Annotated in this window: 21 protein-coding genes and 1 pseudogene; 14 read left to right on the top strand and 8 right to left on the bottom strand. The window is 58.3% G+C overall.

Annotated elements, in window-relative coordinates:
• Positions 1 to 76 precede the first annotated feature (76 nt).
• The 3 genes from FKM97_RS24550 to FKM97_RS24540 are packed head-to-tail and all read right to left on the bottom strand — an operon-like array spanning position 77 to position 2,352.
• Entirely contained in the window at positions 77 to 808 is a 732-nt protein-coding gene (locus FKM97_RS24550; protein ID WP_170241134.1) for an ABC transporter permease, read from the bottom strand.
• Positions 801 to 1,544, bottom strand: coding sequence for an ABC transporter permease (locus FKM97_RS24545; protein ID WP_170241133.1), 744 nt, complete (start codon positions 1,542 to 1,544; stop codon positions 801 to 803). Before FKM97_RS24545 ends, FKM97_RS24550 begins: the two co-directional genes overlap by 8 nt.
• Positions 1,545 to 1,587: 43 nt before the next feature.
• Positions 1,588 to 2,352, bottom strand: a complete 765-nt coding sequence (locus tag FKM97_RS24540; protein ID WP_170241132.1) for a transporter substrate-binding domain-containing protein — start codon at positions 2,350 to 2,352, stop codon at positions 1,588 to 1,590.
• Positions 2,353 to 2,590: 238 nt separating this feature from the next.
• Here FKM97_RS24540 and FKM97_RS24535 point away from each other — a divergent pair, with 238 nt between their 5' ends.
• The 5 genes from FKM97_RS24535 to FKM97_RS24515 are packed head-to-tail and all read left to right on the top strand — an operon-like array spanning position 2,591 to position 7,046.
• Positions 2,591 to 3,370: a 2-keto-4-pentenoate hydratase gene (locus FKM97_RS24535; protein ID WP_144295098.1), complete on the top strand. Its 780-nt coding sequence runs from the start codon at positions 2,591 to 2,593 to the stop codon at positions 3,368 to 3,370.
• A gap of 54 nt (positions 3,371 to 3,424) precedes the next feature.
• On the top strand, positions 3,425 to 4,381 hold the full coding sequence (locus FKM97_RS24530) for a dihydrodipicolinate synthase family protein (RefSeq protein WP_144295097.1): 957 nt from the start codon (positions 3,425 to 3,427) through the stop codon (positions 4,379 to 4,381).
• Between the two features lie 6 nt (positions 4,382 to 4,387).
• Positions 4,388 to 5,032, top strand: a complete 645-nt coding sequence (locus FKM97_RS24525; protein ID WP_144295096.1) for a TetR family transcriptional regulator — start codon at positions 4,388 to 4,390, stop codon at positions 5,030 to 5,032.
• Positions 5,033 to 5,037: 5 nt separating this feature from the next.
• The gene (locus tag FKM97_RS24520; RefSeq protein WP_144295095.1) at positions 5,038 to 6,243 is read left to right on the top strand and encodes an alpha-hydroxy-acid oxidizing protein; all 1,206 of its coding nucleotides are present in this window, start codon (positions 5,038 to 5,040) and stop codon (positions 6,241 to 6,243) included.
• Positions 6,244 to 6,290: 47 nt separating this feature from the next.
• Positions 6,291 to 7,046 carry an SDR family oxidoreductase gene (locus FKM97_RS24515; protein ID WP_144295094.1) on the top strand — a complete coding sequence of 252 codons (756 nt, stop codon included), beginning with the start codon at positions 6,291 to 6,293 and terminating at the stop codon, positions 7,044 to 7,046.
• An 815-nt stretch (positions 7,047 to 7,861) separates the two neighbouring features.
• On the opposite strand, the pseudogene FKM97_RS27110 reads toward FKM97_RS24515, so the two are convergent.
• Positions 7,862 to 8,098 (bottom strand): annotated as a pseudogene (locus FKM97_RS27110) (DUF302 domain-containing protein); the annotation flags it as partial.
• Between the two features lie 634 nt (positions 8,099 to 8,732).
• Here FKM97_RS27110 and FKM97_RS24505 point away from each other — a divergent pair.
• Both FKM97_RS24505 and FKM97_RS26475 read left to right on the top strand, forming a co-directional pair.
• Positions 8,733 to 9,179, top strand: coding sequence for a recombinase family protein (locus FKM97_RS24505; RefSeq protein ID WP_281290144.1), 447 nt, complete (start codon positions 8,733 to 8,735; stop codon positions 9,177 to 9,179).
• 175 nt (positions 9,180 to 9,354) lie between these two features.
• Positions 9,355 to 9,510, top strand: coding sequence for a hypothetical protein (locus FKM97_RS26475; RefSeq protein ID WP_170241130.1), 156 nt, complete (start codon positions 9,355 to 9,357; stop codon positions 9,508 to 9,510).
• A gap of 85 nt (positions 9,511 to 9,595) precedes the next feature.
• Here FKM97_RS26475 and FKM97_RS27005 read toward each other — a convergent pair whose 3' ends face one another.
• A complete protein-coding gene (locus tag FKM97_RS27005; RefSeq protein WP_281290143.1) occupies positions 9,596 to 9,718 on the bottom strand; it encodes a hypothetical protein in 123 nt (40 codons plus the stop codon).
• A 31-nt stretch (positions 9,719 to 9,749) separates the two neighbouring features.
• Positions 9,750 to 10,511 (bottom strand): DUF1236 domain-containing protein, encoded by a 762-nt coding sequence (locus tag FKM97_RS24500; protein ID WP_144295092.1) that lies wholly within the window; start codon positions 10,509 to 10,511, stop codon positions 9,750 to 9,752.
• A gap of 238 nt (positions 10,512 to 10,749) precedes the next feature.
• On the opposite strand from FKM97_RS24500, the gene FKM97_RS24495 reads away from it, so the two are divergent.
• The 3 genes from FKM97_RS24495 to FKM97_RS24485 all read left to right on the top strand — a co-directional run bounded on the left by FKM97_RS24495 (position 10,750) and on the right by FKM97_RS24485 (position 13,707).
• Positions 10,750 to 11,526 (top strand): DUF1236 domain-containing protein, encoded by a 777-nt coding sequence (locus FKM97_RS24495; protein WP_144295091.1) that lies wholly within the window; start codon positions 10,750 to 10,752, stop codon positions 11,524 to 11,526.
• A gap of 24 nt (positions 11,527 to 11,550) precedes the next feature.
• On the top strand, positions 11,551 to 11,865 hold the full coding sequence (locus tag FKM97_RS24490) for a DUF1236 domain-containing protein (protein ID WP_144295090.1): 315 nt from the start codon (positions 11,551 to 11,553) through the stop codon (positions 11,863 to 11,865).
• Between the two features lie 93 nt (positions 11,866 to 11,958).
• On the top strand, positions 11,959 to 13,707 hold the full coding sequence (locus tag FKM97_RS24485; protein ID WP_144295089.1) for a S8 family serine peptidase: 1,749 nt from the start codon (positions 11,959 to 11,961) through the stop codon (positions 13,705 to 13,707).
• A gap of 9 nt (positions 13,708 to 13,716) precedes the next feature.
• Here the strand turns inward: FKM97_RS24485 and FKM97_RS24480 are convergent, their stop codons facing one another.
• Both FKM97_RS24480 and FKM97_RS24475 read right to left on the bottom strand, forming a co-directional pair.
• Entirely contained in the window at positions 13,717 to 14,481 is a 765-nt protein-coding gene (locus tag FKM97_RS24480; protein ID WP_144295088.1) for a hypothetical protein, read from the bottom strand.
• A gap of 31 nt (positions 14,482 to 14,512) precedes the next feature.
• The gene (locus FKM97_RS24475; protein ID WP_428977942.1) at positions 14,513 to 14,968 is read right to left on the bottom strand and encodes an RNA polymerase sigma factor; all 456 of its coding nucleotides are present in this window, start codon (positions 14,966 to 14,968) and stop codon (positions 14,513 to 14,515) included.
• A gap of 633 nt (positions 14,969 to 15,601) precedes the next feature.
• Between FKM97_RS24475 and FKM97_RS24470 the strand changes: the two genes are divergently transcribed.
• The 4 genes from FKM97_RS24470 to FKM97_RS24460 all read left to right on the top strand — a co-directional run bounded on the left by FKM97_RS24470 (position 15,602) and on the right by FKM97_RS24460 (position 17,837).
• Positions 15,602 to 15,865: a PepSY domain-containing protein gene (locus tag FKM97_RS24470; protein ID WP_144295086.1), complete on the top strand. Its 264-nt coding sequence runs from the start codon at positions 15,602 to 15,604 to the stop codon at positions 15,863 to 15,865.
• 131 nt (positions 15,866 to 15,996) lie between these two features.
• Complete coding sequence (locus FKM97_RS27000) at positions 15,997 to 16,128, top strand: hypothetical protein (protein ID WP_281290141.1); 132 nt, start codon at positions 15,997 to 15,999, stop codon at positions 16,126 to 16,128.
• Between the two features lie 196 nt (positions 16,129 to 16,324).
• Entirely contained in the window at positions 16,325 to 16,888 is a 564-nt protein-coding gene (locus FKM97_RS24465; protein WP_144295085.1) for a DUF805 domain-containing protein, read from the top strand.
• Between the two features lie 361 nt (positions 16,889 to 17,249).
• On the top strand, positions 17,250 to 17,837 hold the full coding sequence (locus FKM97_RS24460; protein WP_144295084.1) for a membrane lipoprotein lipid attachment site-containing protein: 588 nt from the start codon (positions 17,250 to 17,252) through the stop codon (positions 17,835 to 17,837).
• Positions 17,838 to 18,140 lie beyond the last annotated feature (303 nt).

Below are 18,140 nucleotides of genomic sequence, written 5' to 3'. Positions count from 1 at the left end.
TACTGATGGTGCCATCCCAAGCAATTCGTAAGCGAAAACTCTGGGCGGATTAGTTGGACGCAGTTCGGATAGACCTTTAGCCAAGCGCCGGAGTTACGACTTTCCGTGGCTGTGGGATGGCAATGCTGCTGCGCATGTGCGGCATCAGCCACCACTCGATCTTGGACATTGCCCATTGGATCATCCACACGAGCAGAAGGTAAATCGCAGCGGCCAGCATCAGCGGGGTAAAGGGATCAAATGTTTCCGTGTAGATCAGCTTTGCCGTTCCGAGCAGATCCAAAATGGTGATTGTGCTGACAATTGCTGTGGTCTTCAGGAGCAGTATGAGCTCGTTGGTATAAGCCGGCAGGGCCAGCCGGAAGGCGCCCGGGGCCCTGACCAGCCAGAACGTCAGTACCTTTGACAGACCAAGCGATAAGCTGGCGTCGAGCTGCTCCTTCGGCACGAGTTGAAGCCCCGCCCGGAAGATCTCAGCCTGATAGGCAGCCGTATTTAATGTAAGGGCAAGAATGCCGCAGAACCACGGATCCTGGAAAAAGTACCACGCCCATGTCTGCCGAAGGGTCTCCGACATGGAGAAGGCGTAATAAATCAGAAACAGCTGCACCAGGGCGGGAGAACTGCGAAAAGCGAAAACATAGCTTGCAGCCAGAAATCTGATTGGCTTGCTAGATGAAAGGCCGCCGCCGATCGCCACCATCAGGGCGATCGGCAGGCTGAGAAGTGTGCAGGCGGCCATGATCACGAGCGTGTCCAGCGCGCCATGCAATAACCTCGGCAGCATATCGGCGACGGCCTCAAGCATTCCGAGCTTTCCCAAGGTCAGGCGCCCGCGCCCCATAACCTCGCCTTGTCCAGCCTTCGATCATATTTATCCCCAGCATCGAAAACCAGGTCATCAGCGCATAGCCGATGAGGACGGCGAGAAAGAACGGGAGGGGAGACCGGGTGGCCGCGGCGCCCAGATACGCAGCGCGGAGAAGGTCCACGACCCCGATCACCGACACAAATGATGTATTCTTCAAAATAGTAAGCCAGAGATTGGTAAGCCCGGGTAGCGCGATCCGAAGCGCCTGTGGCAAGACGACCAACAGGAAAGCTCGCGGCCTTTTCAAGCCAAGCGCACTGGCCGCGTCGGTCTGGCCAATCGGAACTGCGAGGATGCCGCCGCGGAACACTTCAATGGCGTAAGCAGCAGTCACCAGCGATAGAGCGACTGTTCCGGAAACGAACGGGCTAAAATCAATATACCCGGTGAAGCCGACCGGTCGTAACATGGCGGCAATGGCAAGGCTTCCCCCGAAATAGAGAATCGAAATAATGAGCAGCTCCGGCACCCCGCGGAAAACAACGGAATAGCTATGTGCCAAATAGTAAGCCGATCTGCTCTTGGAGACCTTCATCAGCGCGCCGAGCAGCCCCAGGACGATTCCGATCACGTACGAAAGAACCGCAATCGCAAATGTGATCTGCGCCCCGAAGAACAGTTCGTCGCCCCAACCTGTCGAACCAAATGTCAACAGCTGCGAGATCTCTGTCACCGCTCCGTCTTTCAGATTCTGCGTCAGGGAGGGCGGCGCACGCTTACTCTCGGCTCAGGCTGAACGGGAAATACTTGTCGTTTATTTTTTTGAAAGTTCCATCCGCATACAGGCCCTTCACCGCCTCGTTCAACACCCCGGCAAGTTCAGTATCGCCGGTCTTCACCGCGATCCCGACGCCCTGGCCGATCTTAAGATCGCCGATGACCTCGAAATCCTTGCCCTCGGGCTTACTCAGAATGCTGCCATAGACAATCGGCATCTGCTCGAACCATCCGTCACAGCGCCCGGCAACCAAATCAGTCCGAATGGCATCGGCGCCATCATAATATTTGATTGCAACATCTTTCAGGTTTTCCTCCAGATATTTTAGGCCACCGCTGTTCTTGAACATACAGAGCGTGCGGCCCTTCAATCCCTCCGGGGTCATCTTCATGTTGAGCCCCTTCCGGGCGATGAAAGCCCAGGGCGCGTGGTAATAGGCATCGGTAAACAGAACCACCTTCTTGCGTTGGTCGGTGATTGTCATGGACGATATGATCGTCTCGCATTTTCCTGCATAGAGCGCGGGAATGATGCCAGTCCACTCCTGGATCACCGGATCGCATTCCCTTCCGATCTTGGTGCATATCGCGCTCGCGATATCGACGTCAAATCCTTCCACGGCTCCGGCCGCGGTCTTGTAAGAGAACGGCGGCAAGTCCGCCTCCACGCAATAACTCAATGGCGCTGCGATCGCGCTGACGCAACCAAGCGCCAGCCCGCAGGCGACCACCGACCAAGTCAAGGCAGCCTTAAGTTGTTTCATTATTACTCCCTCGTGCGTTGTGATCGAAATTGACATGGCGCGGCCTCAGGTGGACGCTTCCATTCCAAACAAAGCCTACAATCTCACGCCACGCCACCAAATCCGGGCAACGACCTCAACGGACGAGGTTGGCATCCACACTTAAACAATATCTCAAGAAGATATATGGTGTCGACGCCAAAAATAGTGTTCATACCAAAATGATCTTTGTGCAAAGAGCCGTCGCCAGAGGACAACCGTGAGTCCCTCCCGAATTGAATTCGCCGCCGATTATCTGCTGAAAGTGCGTCGGGACGGCGGCAAGATCACTGACCTTCCGATCACTTGCCGGCCACAGTCGCTCGTCGAAGCATACGCGATACAGCGAAGCTTGCTGCGAAAGTTGGACACCGAACCCGCGGGCTGGTTCGTGGCGTTAACCAACGCCGATATGCAGAAGGTGCACGGGGCGACAATGCCTATCTATGGCCGTATCCTGAGGTCCAATGTTTTGTCCAGCCCTGGGAAGGTGCCGCTCTCCAGCGCCACGCGGTCGGCCACCGTCGAGGCGGAGTTCGCGTTTAGAATGGCTTGCGATCTACCTCCACGCGCAATTCCCTATTCTGAAGCGGAGGTGTCAAACGCGATTAAGTCGGTTATTCCGATTCTCGAGTTTGTCGACAGCCTCTATGAGAGCTTAACGGCGGTGGACGTTACCTCGCTGGTTGCCGATAACGGCGCGGATGGCTTCATCGTTCTGGGAAAGGAGACCGAGGAGCCTGCGTTTTGTGAACTTCTGGAACACCCGGTGCGCCTTACAATCAACGACCGATTCGTGGACGACGGCGCGATGGGTAACCCGATTCGCGACCTCGCATGGCTCTGCAATGACTTGATGTTGGGCGGTTCGCACCTTCGTGCCGGCGAAATCATCGGCACCGGAAATTGCCTCGGCAGTTACAGTTTTGGCAAGGCTGGGGATGTCGTCAATGCTGACTTTGGGCGTCTTGGTTCCGTCACCGCCGTATTGGGGAGCTAGATCGATGGACACTTGTCAAGAAGAGAGAAATGAGGCGTCGCGCCGGTGACACGCATGAAGAAGATCACAGGGGTAATCGCCGCCACCGTGACCCCTTTCGACTTAAGTGGGGACATTAATTTCTACGTCTATGACGCGCTGCTTGATCACATCGCCTCACAAGGGGTGAAGGCGATCGTACCCGCCAGCCTAACGGGGGAGTTCTTCAGCCTGACTTTCGAGGAGCGGACCGACCTTATGCGGTTCGCCGCGCGACATCGGCAGGCGGAGACCGTCCTTATTGCCTCAACGATCAGCATGAAGCCGGCGGAAACCCTTTCGCTCTGCAAACTTGCCGAGGAACTGGACTACGCGGCGCTGATCGTTGCGCCACCAGCCTTCTGCGCCCCGTCGCGCGATGAGATCGTCGCCTACTATCGCTGGATCGATCAGAATGTTGGTCTGCCAATCATCATCTACAACTTCCCAAGCAGACTAAATGCGGATGTCGACCTTCAGGTTCTGCAAGCACTTGCCGGTTGCAGAAATCTCATCGCCTACAAGGATACCAGTGGCGACATCGACCGGATGCATCAGGTGATCCTCTGCCCCGATCCCCAACTGGAACTGGTTTGCGGGCTCGATGCATTGGCGCTGGAAAGCTACGCCTGGGGGGCTAAGGCTATCCTCGGCGGAGCGGCGTGTTTTCTCGGCCGCCAGCACAACCGGCTCTTCGCTACCTGCGTGGAGGAACGGGACTTCGCCGCAGGCAAAGATCAGTTGCGCGCAATGTTGCCCCTGGTCTCGCTGATGGATCAAGGAGGGAAATATGTGCAGATGTGCCGGCTCGGATGCGAGCTGGCAGGCATTCCGGTCGGGGACGCTCGCAAACCGCTCCTGCCGCTTTCCGGACAGCAGAAATATGAGTTTATGAAGGCCTTCGCCGCGGCCACGGGAAACGTTGATGGGCAGCTCCTAGAGACGTTCGAGCGCGACCGGCCAGACCGCGCGCCGGGCGCAGCTGCAGATTGACCGCGGATGCGCCATCAAACTCCATCCGGCCTTCGCCAACGGAAGAAGGAGGCCAGGAGAAAAGAGATCCTTCAGGCTTCGAGCCGACTTTTTCGGCAGCACGGTTATACATCTACGTCCATGGAAGCGATTGCGGCTGCCGTCGATATATCGCCAAACACCATTTACAACTACTATCGAACCAGAGGACAGCTGTTGATCGCGCTGATCTCGGCGTCGGACGAATCTTTCTTCGCAGGCCTCTCCACGGTGTCGTCGCGGGCGGACCGCGCGGTCGATTGCATGGTCGAATTTCTGGAGTCGTTGGCAGCCCATAGCCTCGCCGAGATAGACCAGAATACCTGGAGGCATGCCATCGCCCAGACGATGGCGCATGAGGGTAGCGAAGATATCGGCGCGGATATCCGAGGTATCAACAAACGGCTGAAAATGTTTATCGAAAAAGAAGTCAAGAATCTCAAGAAACTTGGAAAATTACCTCCGGATGCCAAACCAACCCCCCTGGCCAGCATGCTGTTCGATTTTCATAGGATTATCTTCATTCGGCTTATTACGTCGGACGACCTGCCATGGAATTCCTATCGAGCAGTACTGCGCAAATATGTAGAAGCCGCGCTTCACGTGAAGATTTCACCTTGCGGAAATGAGTGATCATCATGCCCGTCCGGCTGAGTTTCAAAGGACGCCACCCGGCCTCGATATCGGATCTCCGGGCCTTGGCGGCGCGCCGGATTCCGCGGATGTTTTTTGATTATCTGGATGGCGGTACCGGCGCCGAACTCGGCCTTGCTACCAACAGACAGGCGCTGGACGCGGTAAAGCTGGTCCCTCGATTCCTGGGAAGCAACAGCCCATGCAGCGGTTCGACGACAATATTTGGACAGCGCTATTCGATTCCGCTCGGGGTATCGCCGGTCGGTGTGGCTGGCTTCGTCTGGCCCGGAGCCGAGCTGATGATGGCGCGACTGGCTGGCGAGTTTTGCGTTCCGTTCGTGCTCAGCATGGTCGCGACCGCCTCGATGGAGGATGTATTCGCTGCTGCAGGTTCGAATGCCTGGCTACAGGTCTATCCCACCCAAAATGGTGAGATCCTCTCCGACATCGTCCGGCGCGCCAAGGAAATCGGCTATCAGGTTCTGGTCGCCACAATCGATTCTCCGGTCATTTCGCGACGTGACCGGGACATCCGGAACGGCTTCGGCACTCCATTCGGCATAAGCCCTCGGACAATCTGGGATTTCGCCGTTCGCCCAGCCTGGCTTGCCGAAGTCTTCCGGAATGGGATACCCGAATGCGCGCTGTTTCGGCCATATGCACCGAGAGACGCCGGGACGTCTTTTGAACGGGTGGCTTTCGCCGAATCGCAGGTGCAGGTGGCGAGCTATACCGCAGATGGTTTGAGGCGGCTGCGCGAGATGTGGCCTGGCCGACTTGTGGTCAAGGGAGTGCTGTCGACTGAGGATGCCAATGTCTCGCTCGAGGCTGGAGCGGATGGGCTGATCATCTCAAACCACGGCGGCAGACAGCTGGATGCGGCGCCGGCCTCCATTGACGCGCTACTAGGTCTCGCCGAGCGCTTCGGTGCGAGATCGACCCTGATGCTCGACAGCGGCATTCGCAGCGGCCTCGATGTCGTCCGCGCCGTCGCGGCGGGCGCAGAAATGAGCTTCTCCGGGCGCACATTCTATTACGCAATAGCAGCTCTTGGAGCGGCGGGCGGCAGGCTGGCCATCGAACTTTTGACCGATGAGTACAGGCGCAATCTGGCGCAGCTTGGATGCTCGCCGAGGGACGCGCTCGTTGGCAGCGCGATTGTTGCCCTGGCCATACGCGGCGCCCAATCGGATCCGAGCACTGGGTAATGGCACTGTCGACTGAATGCAGCGATTTAGGATGTGAGGTATGAGGCGTGGCTACCGAAGGTAAAGTTGCAATCGTCACCGGCGCCGGGTCGGGGATCGGTCGGCATGTCGCACTTGCGTTCCTGCAGGACGGATATTCGGTGGTTCTTGCCGGCCGCCGCAAGGACGCATTGCAGGAGGTAGCCTCAGAGGCAGCCGATCTCGCCCGAACGCTTGTCGTTGCAACCGATGTTTCGGACCCAGCCGCTGTGAAGGCGCTCTTTGCTGAAGCCTTTCGAGCCTTTGGAAGAATCGATGTCCTGTTCAACAATGCAGGGATCAGTGCAGCTCCAATAGCGCTTGAGGATCTCACCCATGAGGAATGGGAGGCGGTGGTAAAGGTGAACCTAACCGGGAGCTTCCTGTGCACCCAGCAGGCCTTCCACTACATGAAAATGCAACGGCCAATGGGGGGCCGCATTGTCAACAACGGTTCAATCTCCGCCCAAGTACCGCGCCCGAACTCGGCCCCCTATACGGCCACTAAGCATGCGATCACCGGCCTCACCAAATCGACCTCTTTGGACGGCCGAAATTATAACATCGCATGCGGCCAGATCGATATCGGCAACGCTGCCACGCATATGACAACCGCGATGCAGGAGGGAACCCTGCAAGCGGATGGATCGACCCGGGTAGAGCCCACCATCGACCCGAAGCATGTCGCTCAGGCGGTGCTCTATATGGCAGGCCTGCCGCTCGACGCCAACGTGCAGTTCATCACCGTCATGGCGACCGGAATGCCATTCGTTGGGCGTGGATGACCGACGGCGAAGCCTCATAGCGGCGAGGGCACTTCAAGCTTAACGGCTAAATAGCCACCCTTATATCGTTGTTGGCTATCCGATCTCTGCGTATTCGGCACCGAAACCGTCTATTGCCACATGGAAGGTGAAATTTACTGTAGTTTCAATAGGTTCGTAGCCGATTTCACGGGTCAGTTGAAAGGGCTATAGAGTAGATGTCGTGCCTATCGGTATCTCGCGCGGCCCACCGAGCGACATCCGAACTCAAGAGCGTGTTGAAAAGCATGCGTTAGGTCTACTTCTCCGCGCCCTTCTCTTAGAAGCTGACAGTCTCCTCACGGCCCCGATGCGGTTACGGCAGATCAGCGTCTCAGATCTGAAGACTTCGCGGTCGACTTTAGAACCGGGCCGCTGACGTTCGAACCACTCACTTCGGCGAAGTTGGCTTCACAATTTTCTTAGTAAATCACACTCCCTGTATGATATTGCGCATTATATAAATGGAATTTCTTAAAGATCCCGGAAGAATCTCTGCGCTTTCGCTCATTGCCTTTCCTTCAGTAAAAATCACCAGAACCATTGGCGGCAATCCAGGAATTATCATGCGGGCAGCGTCGTGTGGGCGATAGCTGGATCGTGCCTCGCCTGTCCAGCCAGCCCAGCCGGCTTTCGACCACAGCATTGAACCGGGTGGCAAGCGATTGCCAAAAATAGCCCGTGACCTGTGATAGCGGCCGGTTTTGATGGGGTTTTCCCGTGAAATTGGATGGCCATGCGAATCAAGGGCGGGAGCCGTCAGCGTCTCATGGCAGGGACGCCTCTCGCCCCCGGCATCACTGCTGGATCGTCGACGTCACGGATCTGATCACCTCGGTCGCCATCGCGAATTCCTTGTCACGGCTTTCAATGCCGTGGCGGTGGGCCATCCAGTCGAAATCGGTATAGGCGGCATATACTGGGCCGTCCTGCGACTGGTAGACCAGCACGCGGACCGGCCAGTCGAGACCGGCGGTGAGTTTGGCGGTGATGAAGGTCGTTCGCAGCGCCGGGTTGCCGACATCACGAGGCGCGACGGACTCACGCTGTTGCCCGCCGCGTTGCCCAGCTTGGCCTGGTCGATGACGCCGAAGAACTGGACGCCCTTCTTGCCTACGTCACGCTTGATGCGCGCGACGGTCCCGGCGACGGAATAGCGGCTCTTGACGGTGACGATGCCGTCCTGATCATCCGCGCTGGCATTGCCGACCAGCGACGGTACGGCAAGGGTCAGGACGAGCGGGGTGGCGGCAAGCGCCGATCTGAAGTCCCGGTCCTGGCCATTGGCGGTTTGGACCTCTCCAGTGCCTTGCTCCTGGCCTCCGCCGAATTTGCCGTACACTACGCGATCGACCACGCCAAGGCCGAGATTTCGGTGAGAAGCGGCACCGGACCGAATTCCTCCGCTTATTGGGCTTTGCACGGCGCCGACCAGTTGCTTCACCACTTGACCTATGCGGCGATGATTCTCGCGGCGTTTCTCGTGAACAACACCAAGTCTAGATGTTTGATCCCGGACTTTGAGGGTGGAATCTTTCCCTTAGAATGGAGGGTAGCACTATAGGACAGGTTCGCCATGGCAGCACCACGACGACTGAAGCAATCCGTCGCGCAATACAGAAAAGCGAAGAGAGCCAGAGGACACTTCAATGTGCCCAGCTTCGGTCGTTGCTGAATGGCAGTTCTAGCCTGGATGAAGCACTTGCATATCTTCGCAAAGGGGACACGCTAGTGGTCACGAAGGTAGACCGACTGGCACGCACCACAGCGAACCTGTGGGGCGTGGTGCAGGGGTTGGAAGCGAAGGGTGTCAGCCTACGCATACTGAACCTCGGCGGCGAGACAATCGACACTGGCAGTGCCACTGCGAGGCTGATCCTCAACATATTCTCTGAGTTTGCTCAGTTCGAGCGCGAGATGATGCTGGAGCGACGCGGGAGGGAATCGCAAAGGCCAAAAGGTGAGGGCAAGTACAAGGGTCGCAAACCCACTGCACGAGCGAAGGCCACCGAGGCTCGCGCTCTATACGCTCAGAAAAAAACACACACTGAGATAGCCAAGGCTCTCGGGATTAGCCGAGCCTCTGTATATAGAGCGCTGGCAGAGGTGCAGTAGAAGCCAGAGGGTCGAATATGGGGCCGGTTGCTGACTATCCGGTTCTGGTCGCGAAATTGAGAAAGCTGACGTTCGGCCAACGACCTCAACTCAGTCATATGAGGAGTGCGAGGGCCATCCCACAAGCGGTCATAATTACATCGCCCTTCGATCATGAGAACGAAGAAAGAACTTCTTGTCCCGCGAAGTCAAGTCGACCGTGGCGGAATGGCTTCTGCGCCACAGTAGAGAGACGCCCGAGCCCGAGATCAGGCAAAGGTGCCGCGATCCCGCCGGCTCGCTCCAGCAGGTGAGCGCCGATCCTCTGGGTGCAAACAGCGAGGTTGCTTGAAACTGGCATGGGTGCTTACCAAGAGCACCCACACCGATGGCTCCGCACCGAGGAGCAGAGCCATTGGTTGCAAGTCGGCTCACAGCTACATCACAGCGAATATCGCTGTTGTGACGCTCACTCCGAGGATGGTGACGACCAACAACGTTCCTTCCACACGACGGAGAAATCGATCATCCAGGTCGTCCCGGTCAGGCAGAGAACGCATATTTTCCTCCTTTGAATGTATTGATAACAATTCAGGGAACAATATAAACCACCTGACGCGTGCCTGGATCGACCAGAACACGAGAGTTGTTCACGTATGCGTAGCGATAATTATAATTTGGAACGTCATACAAAGTAACGTCGCCAGGCAGGCTTGTCCCTATGGTCACCGTGCCGTTGAGCGGATAGGCCGTGGCGGGTGCCGATTGCACATACTGGGTGACTTGCAAGGGTGGATTGATCACCGCGCCAACGGCAGCACCCGCGACGCCCACAGCCGTATTGGCAATCCCCGCGGCCGCTCCAACGGCCCCACCCACCACAGCGCCGACGGGCCCACCGACGGATCCTCCGGCGGCGGCACCGGCAGCGGCTCCGTCAACCGGGCCGGGTCCTGTATTCAACCACTGGCCTCGCTGCGCGTAGAAGGGACGATCCTGATAATACTCGTCCCAGTATGTGGCTGTGTCGTAAGTAACGGTCGGCACCTCCACAGTACTGGGCGCCTCCGGGATCACGGCTCGAACATCTGTGGTCTGGTAGGCAAGATATCGACCATACGCCCAGCCGCGGGCGCCATCGAAGGTGACGTCGCACCAGCTCCTGCCCTGAAGACAGCCGTGGAAGATGACACTCTGCTGCGCGGGAATGGCAGTAACCACGGGGAAAGACGGATCAGGTCCCGCACGAAGGTTCAAATCCGCCGTCGTGAAAACCTCTGGTGACTGTGCGCTGGCCGGCAGCGACAGGGAGCCGAGAAGCGCCAGGGCCGTAATTGCAGTTCTGCTGTTCATTAACTCTCTCCTTCTTCGCCGTGGGAGCCCGGTCCGACTTCGGCGCCAGGGGTCCACGAACAGTTTTGTCGAAGGAGAAACGATCGAACCGGACGTCTATTCCCGACCCAATGATGTTTTTGCGAAATCACCTGAAGCTCGGTTTTTGGTTCTGCGTCTGCGTTAAAAATACACCCCGTGTGGAATAAGACCGAAGTCCAGCCGTTCTCCCAGCACAAGTCCTTTGAAGGAGAACGTTATGATCTCTCGGTTATTGACGAGTGTTGCAACAGTTGTGCTGCTCGGCACCGCCACGGTTTCAGCGCAGACACCTGTACAGAGCCCAAGTTCAGGCGGCGCCGGTGCGACACAGGGTGGAGCGTCCGCTCAAGGCTCCGTCCAGCAGGCACCGAGTGGTTCCGCCGGAACCCAGGCGCAGGGCGGCGCTACCAAGGGCACGATGAACAATCAGGGTGACGTTAACTCCAAGGCCGGCGTCGACGCGCAAGCCGGCACGGGTTCACAGACGCGCCAGACTCAGACGAAACAGGGCGAACAGGACCAGTCTGGCAAGAAGCGCCAGCAGAGTGCCACGGAGACAGACGGTACGCGAGGCAAGGATAAGACGAAGGACGCTGCCGGCGCGTCCCAATCGACAAAGGAGCGCTCGACCGAAACGACCTCGCGCGGGAGCGATGCGGACGACAAATCCAAGTCGTCCAGCAAGGACAACACCAAGTCTGAGGCGAAGGAGCGGAGCGCGAAAGCCGAAAGCCGCGACGTCAAGATCACCACGAAAGAGCGGACGGTGATCAAAAACACGATCGTGGAATCTGGCGTGAAGCCGGTGTCGAATATCGACGTGAACATTTCCGTCGGCGTGGCTGTGCCGCAATCCGTGGTTCTGCACCCGTTGCCGCCTCGGATCATCGAGGTCGTGCCAGCCTATAGATCCTACCGCTACTTCGTGCTCGCCGATGGCCGGATCATCATCGTCAATCCGACGAGCTACGAGATCGTCTACGTGATTGCCTGAGTCCCCATTTGAAAGGTTAAGCTTATGAAAATGAAGACAATTTCGACTGCCGTCGCGATGTTGATCGTAGGTGCTGGCGCAGCCGTGGCACAGGCCACCGTAGTCGTAGCCCCCGAACAGCAGACCGTCGTTCGGGAATATGTCACCAAGCATCGTGTATCCCCGGTCACCCTGCCTGGTTCCGTGACCCTGGCTGTCGGTGCGACTCTGCCGGAAGACGTGGAGCTGCACAGCTTCGAAGGCGTGGAAGGCGTCGGTGAATATCGATACGTGGTCGTGGGCAATCAGACCGTTCTCGTCCAGCCCGGCACGCGCAAGGTAGTGCAAATCATCGACTGATCACTCACCGGCCAGTTCGAGCGAGGAGCTGTTGGATCCAACAGCTCCTCAACTCGTTTCTGGAACTCACGGTCACCTTCCAGAGGATCACGCGTGAAACTGAGACCAATCCTCGTTTTCACCCTTGCTGCCGCCATGACGGCGGGGTTCCCCGGCTCTCTGCGCCTGCCGATCCCCGGTTCTGGCGGCGGCCTCTCGCTCGATATCGGCGCCAGCCCCGCCGAAGCGAAAGGCGGCAAGGGTGGAGGCAAAGGCGGCGGCCAGGGAAAGGGTGGCGGCCAGGGGAAAGGACAGGGAGGCGGCGGCGCCGGAAAGGGCAGCGGGGGGAACGGCAATGGCGGCGGCTTGGGCAAGGGGGGCAAGGGCGCCGGTGTAGGCAAGGGTGGCAAAGGCGCCGGAATGGGCAAGGGTGCCGGGAAAGGCCAAGGCTCAGGCAGCGGCAACGGGAACGGCAATGGCAATGGTGCAGGAGCAGCCGGTGTCTCTGCCACAGGCGCGGCAGGCACAACGACGGCACGCGGCCGTGAGGCAACGACCAGCGCCGCCACCAGCTCTCCCGCCCTGTCGATCAGCAGCGTCGCCGGTTTCTCGACGAGCCTCAGTTCGGCGTCCATAAATGCGGATGCGGCCTCTGGAGCGTTTGGTCCCGCGCGCGGAGGGCGGGTCATGTCGGTGGCGGACCGAGCTGCCGAGCGCCAGGGTCGTCCATTGCGGGCCGACAATGAAGTGGTCGCGAGCAATCTCTCGGAACAGGACCTCACGCGCCTTGCGAGTCGGGGCTTCACCGCCCAGCAGCAGACGGCCGGACAGCTTGGCCACAAGCTCGTCAAACTCCGTCTGCCCCAGGGGATGAGCCTCGGAGAAGCGCAGCGGGAGATCCGCACCGCCAATCCCACGGCGGGCATCGAAGACAATTCATTCTATTATCCGGATCAAGGTCCTCCCGAATGTGTCGGCCGGGGCTGCTTTCCGCGGTATCAAATCGCCTGGAGTCAGCGGTCCATCGAGAGCTGTGCGGCGCCGGTTGCCATTGGCATGATCGACACGGCCATTGATCCCGGCGCCTCGGCATTACGGGGGCAATCTCTCGAAATCATCAAACTCTCCCACAGCGATTCTGCATCCTCCACCGACCACGGGACAGCGATCGCAGCCCTCCTGATCGGGCGCGGCGGCGGCCCTTCTCCCGGCTTGCTTCCAAACGCGAAACTGGTCGCGGTGGATGCGTTCAGACGACAGCCGGGGATTGATGATCATGCCGATGTCGTGGGCTTGATCTCTGCTCTGGAGGCATTGGTCGAGCGCCGCGTCGGCGTCATTAACATGAGCTTTTCCGGTCCCCCGAACCCGGCGCTTCAATCTGCCATCAAGGAAGCCGCTGCCCGCGGCGTCATCTTCGTGGCAGCTGCAGGAAATGGCGGACCGGGTGCACGAGCATCATACCCAGCCGCCTACAATGAGGTCATTGCCGTCACTGCGATCGATCCATCGTTCAATGTTTATCCGTTTGCGACGACGGGCTCCTATGTGGATCTGGCAGCGCCCGGGGTGAATATTTGGACGGCGCAAGCTTCGCTGGAAGAGCAAACCCGCAGCGGAACCTCTTATGCCGCTCCCTTCGTCACGGCTGCCGCCGCGCTGCTCGCGGCAGGCCAAAGGTTCGATTCAGCCAGCATTCCCGTCAAGCTGAAGACGCGGGCCCAGGATCTGGGAAAGGCGGGACGTGACGACATCTTTGGTTTCGGATTGCTGCAGATGGCGGGTCTGTGCGACGAGCTCATCGCCTCGACTGATCAGGGTCTCACCCCGTCCTCTGTCCGGATAACCGCCGCGGGCGACTAGAGCGACTGCTCAGTCTCGGTTGACGCGGAGAAGTTCGCCTTCCTCGGCCGTGCGGTCGAGAGGAGCCCCGGCCCCGATGCTCTGCAAGAAAGCCTCGACGGGACCATTGTCACCGCTGGCGGGCTTATAGTCATTGGTGCTGCCCTGACGGAGATCGACGAGGGCGAGGGTCCAGCGGCGTTGATCGAGACACGCAACCGCTTGTGCGTTTGACGAGCCGCCCTCGAGACTGAACCAGCGGCACAACGCGCCTGCTTCGGTCTTGTAGCTGGCGAGCGGCCGCAAGGTGCCGAGCGCTGTCGCATCCTGCGATCCTGTGGGGAGGCGACTAAGCTGATCCTGGATCTCGCTTGCTTCGAGCCCGGCGAGAAGCCCCACTTCCGGCGTCCTGCCGACATAGGTTCTGTCGATCGCTGCGCCCACGGCACCCCCTAGGACCAATGCCACGGCCGCAGCGATTGGCCAGAAGGTCCTTCTATTCGGGGCATCATCATTCGCCGGCGGGGTGGTGAGCGGCTGGTTCGTTTCCGGCAAACTGTTCGGCGATGCGAGACGCGTTCGGATCGCTGCCTCGAGAACGGCGGGGACCGGATCGGCGGCCTGCGACGCATAGACGGATTTGGCCGCCCGACGACTTTTCACAAAGCCGAGGATCCGCCGCGCGATCTCTGGGTTCTCGCCGACTGCACACTCGACGTCCTGTGCCACGGAGGGTTCGAGCTCACCGTCGGCATAGGCCATCAAGATCTCGTCGCTGAAATCACCCTGCGACATCTGTTTTTCCATCCTCAGGCCTCACTTGCCGTCAATCGGTTCCTGTCAGCTTTAACAGCTGCTGGCGCGCGCGGGCGAGACGGCTCATGACTGTACCGATCGGAACGTCGAGAATTTCCGAAGCCTCGCGATAGCTCATTTCATCTCCACAGATGAGCAGGAGAACTTCTTGCTGCTCATGGCTGAGTTTCTCAATCGCCTGACGGACATCTTCCAGTTCGAACCGCGCCATGATGCCCCTTTCACCATCCTCCACCATCGCCCCTTCACTAGTCTCCGGATCCAGCGGGACCTCCCAGGCGTTCTTTCGGATTTGGTCGATCCAGTGGTTCCGCATAATTCGAAACGCCCAGGCATCAAAACGGGTGCCCAAAGTCCATTTTTCGGCAGATGCCAATGCCTTGAGGCAGGCACTTTGAACCAGGTCATCGGCAGCTGCAGAAGACTTGCACAGCACCAGCCCATACCGGCGAAGCCGGGGCAGCAAACAAATCAGCTCTTGTCCAACATGCTGTCTTGAAGCTGGCGTCGAGACACCGTCCAGGTGGGTCCCGTCTGCGGCCTTGTTCCCGAGGGATCGCATGCTGCTCCTTCTCTGTGCCTGAGCAATGGCTCGGATGTGGAGCTAATCGCGATGCATGCTTGAATCGTTCCCAGCAAATTGCAGAACAAACAGCATTCGCCGACAGGGTTCAGCAGGGTCTCGTCGAAACACTTTTATCCTGCGTTTGGGGGCCGTCTGCCTCGGCGCTCGCTTCATCGCCCTCGGACACTTTTCGTCTCGGCAACTCCCGTATCAGTCGGCGAACCTCCGCGAGCGCGCGGCTTCTTGAAAACTGTTTTTCATTTCCCGGAACATCAACTGTCATCTCATCCTCCGCGGACAGGCCAATGTTCAGAAAACGAACCAGGATCAGAAATATTCCCCGCCGAGGGCCGAAAGGGAGCTTTTCCAGACGCTCACGCGGCCACGACGTGTTGAGGTGCGACCGGAGCACGGCGGGCCGCACGGATCGTCTCGAGATTAAGCAGAAGTGATCGTCCCCCGACGGATGCCGGGGAACGCTTGCCGGCGGATGCCATTCAACCTTGGGACAGTTCACCAGCCGAAGGACAATGAATGAGCAATCGATACATGTTAGCCGCTGTTGTTGCCGTGGCCTTTACGGCGATGCCGGCGCGTGCCGCCGACCGGCCACCGACGGCCGACGAGCGCTCGAAGATCGAAAGCGTCTTGAAGGCAGAAGGCTTCCAGCGCTGGGACGACATCGAGTGGGACGATGACGGGTATTGGGAAGTCGATGACGCGGTCGCCCAGGACGGACGAGAATATGATCTGAAACTGAATGCAGAATACGCGATCATCGTTCGCGATCCCGATTGAGGCGGACCGAGCGCTTTCTCATGGCGGGCGGGTCCTGTGCGTGAGAGAAGCCGACCTTCCCAGCAAAAGCCAGCCTGTGATTCTCTATGCTTTTGGCTTCGCGGCCACCTTCATGTCCGCCGGCCGCGCGCATGGCGGCCTGGCTCAAGGCCAATGCGTGTTTGTGGGATGATTTCGTCGTCATCGGATATGAGCCGGGCTTGGGTGGCGCGGCGACCGAGCTGCGTGTGGTCCAGCGGGGCGAGGATGGCGTCCTGCACTAGGCAGGCGGTGTCGGCAGCGGGTTGTCAGAATGGCTGTCGAAGGGTCCCAAGGCACGATTGGACAGGACCACGAACGCCAGGCCGGTGATCAAAGGGGCTGCCCAGAAGGGCAGCGTCTGTTTCGGACTGCTTTCGCCATCTCAGATAGTGCTTCATACAGTATCGCAAGACGAGTCAGTCGACTCTGGGGCAGAGAATGTTAGGCGCGATACTATATAATCTGGCAAATCTGGCCCATTTTCGGGACCGTGAGACCAGAGCTCAGTTTTGGCCATATGCAATCTTTGTCTCCATTCTTGCCTTTATTGTTTCGGGAATCGTTATGTCGACAGCCCTTGACGGCAGCTTCGATCGATTCCAGCGTTTCGCTGCAGAGAACCCGGAGCTCGCAACCATCCACTCTGGACCCGCGGGGACCTCTATAAACATCAAAGGCTATCACCCGGAGTTGATGCCAGACCTGAACCTTATTCTCTCGACATTTGGGATCTCTGTCTTGGCCTTGGTTGGACTGCTTGCGGCAGCCGTGACACGACGGCTTCGAGACAGTGGCAGGTCAGGTTTTTGGGGCTGTTTACCCTTGCCGTTTTTAGCCGCTGCTTTCGTCCTGGTTCCAAATCTCTTACCGCCAGACGATTTCAACCTCACTGTGTTTATTTCGCTCTTTATCAATAACATTTTTTATTTGGGTGCCCTGGCGGTTCTGGTGTCATTTCTCGCGCGTCCGAGTTCGGCTTCCAGTGTCAGCAGAGAAGTTTAAGGCAGAAGATCTCTCTCTGCAGCTTCTCATCGCCAAGAAAAAGTGGGTGCGACCAACACGTCTACTCAGCGAACAATTTACGTTGCCTAAGCCAAAATCGCCGATTGGTCCGGCAGCGGTTCGACCATCAGCAATAGTCGTAAGTGAAGAGCGCTAATTTCTCTTTGGGTTCATGGAAAAGCAGAATGCTGTCTGCCCCGGCGTCTCGGTAGTGTCATGCTGGAACGTGCCAAAAGGCCCTGCTCAATTAAGTGTTGCAGGGGGTCCTCACAGCTCCACATTTTCTGCTTGTAATCCAAGAGTCTGATTGCCTTCGGATCCATACCACCAGTACCAGTGACGAAATGGCATGGGGGCTCAGGTGCGTAAATTATTGATGGGAGCATTCGCTGCTCTGCTGCTTACGGGTTGTGTTACAACCCAAGATAAAATTGTCAGCCGCGATCAATTCCTCGCCGAGGCCACTCGGTCATACACTGGTGTGTCAAAGGAACAGGTGATCCGGGCAGCTCAAGCCGTCCTCCTGCAGTCGGATGACGCAGATGATTGGGACTTTGGCTACACCACCAACGGCTTTACCGGCACCCGCAAGTACTTTGTGTACGCAGTCATTGCCGCGACCAGTGGCCGGGAGAAGTGGGAGTTCAACACGGAGCAGGTCGGCGGAGCAGTACAAGCCTCTCTGACCGTGAGTGACTTGGCAAATGTCGGCACCTATGGGACCTCTGTCGTCGAGATTAATCTCAATCGGATCTTGCTTCAGCGCCTGTTCTGGAAACGCGTGGACTATGTGCTCGGCCGGCGGCCTGATTGGGTGAGCTGTGATGAAGCAATGGCAGAAGCGCAGGCGGCAAAGGCTGATCCGGAAGTGCTGAGCGGCCTGTGCGGATTTACGAGCGAAGGCAAGAAGAATCCACCACCTCAGCGCATCGTAAACGTGACCAGCTAAAACAAACCCTTCCGTCCAGGACGCAATCAGAAGCCGCTGCCAATTGGATGTTCAAAAACGCGAAGTCGCCACATACTGCGGCTCGTGTGTCCTGTTGGTATGGGGGTTGAGACATGGGCTCGGCGGAGAAGACCCGCCGATACGCAGCGAACGCGTCGGGTTTTGGCGGAACTGGGCGCCTGCCCTACATGAACATGAAGGACCCAAGTGTTCCAGCGTCGGCGCGGCACCAAACGGAGCATTCCGGTGCACGATGGTTAGCACTTACGGAAACCATGCAAGAGGAGCAGTCTCCTGAACCGC

The sequence above is a fragment of the Rhodoligotrophos appendicifer genome, assembly GCF_007474605.1.
Taxonomy (GTDB): Bacteria; Pseudomonadota; Alphaproteobacteria; order Rhizobiales; family Im1; genus Rhodoligotrophos; species Rhodoligotrophos appendicifer.
The sequence above is the reverse complement of the archived record's forward strand: the minus strand, read 5'-3'. Positions and strand labels throughout refer to the sequence as shown.

What these genes read in the sequence shown, in the direction of transcription:
- FKM97_RS24520 (WP_144295095.1), top strand. Translation starts at nt 5,038, where the DNA reads ATGCCCGTCCGGCTGAGTTTCAAAGGACGCCACCCGGCCTCGATATCG.
- FKM97_RS24495 (WP_144295091.1), top strand. Translation starts at nt 10,750, where the DNA reads ATGATCTCTCGGTTATTGACGAGTGTTGCAACAGTTGTGCTGCTCGGC.
- FKM97_RS24550 (WP_170241134.1), bottom strand. Translation starts at nt 808, where the DNA reads ATGCTTGAGGCCGTCGCCGATATGCTGCCGAGGTTATTGCATGGCGCG.
- FKM97_RS24540 (WP_170241132.1), bottom strand. Translation starts at nt 2,352, where the DNA reads ATGAAACAACTTAAGGCTGCCTTGACTTGGTCGGTGGTCGCCTGCGGG.
- FKM97_RS24530 (WP_144295097.1), top strand. Translation starts at nt 3,425, where the DNA reads ATGAAGAAGATCACAGGGGTAATCGCCGCCACCGTGACCCCTTTCGAC.
- FKM97_RS24500 (WP_144295092.1), bottom strand. Translation starts at nt 10,511, where the DNA reads ATGAACAGCAGAACTGCAATTACGGCCCTGGCGCTTCTCGGCTCCCTG.
- FKM97_RS24465 (WP_144295085.1), top strand. Translation starts at nt 16,325, where the DNA reads ATGTTAGGCGCGATACTATATAATCTGGCAAATCTGGCCCATTTTCGG.
- FKM97_RS24480 (WP_144295088.1), bottom strand. Translation starts at nt 14,481, where the DNA reads ATGTCGCAGGGTGATTTCAGCGACGAGATCTTGATGGCCTATGCCGAC.
- FKM97_RS24525 (WP_144295096.1), top strand. Translation starts at nt 4,388, where the DNA reads ATGCGCCATCAAACTCCATCCGGCCTTCGCCAACGGAAGAAGGAGGCC.
- FKM97_RS24470 (WP_144295086.1), top strand. Translation starts at nt 15,602, where the DNA reads ATGAGCAATCGATACATGTTAGCCGCTGTTGTTGCCGTGGCCTTTACG.
- FKM97_RS27000 (WP_281290141.1), top strand. Translation starts at nt 15,997, where the DNA reads ATGGCGGCCTGGCTCAAGGCCAATGCGTGTTTGTGGGATGATTTCGTC.
- FKM97_RS27005 (WP_281290143.1), bottom strand. Translation starts at nt 9,718, where the DNA reads ATGCGTTCTCTGCCTGACCGGGACGACCTGGATGATCGATTTCTCCGT.
- FKM97_RS24490 (WP_144295090.1), top strand. Translation starts at nt 11,551, where the DNA reads ATGAAAATGAAGACAATTTCGACTGCCGTCGCGATGTTGATCGTAGGT.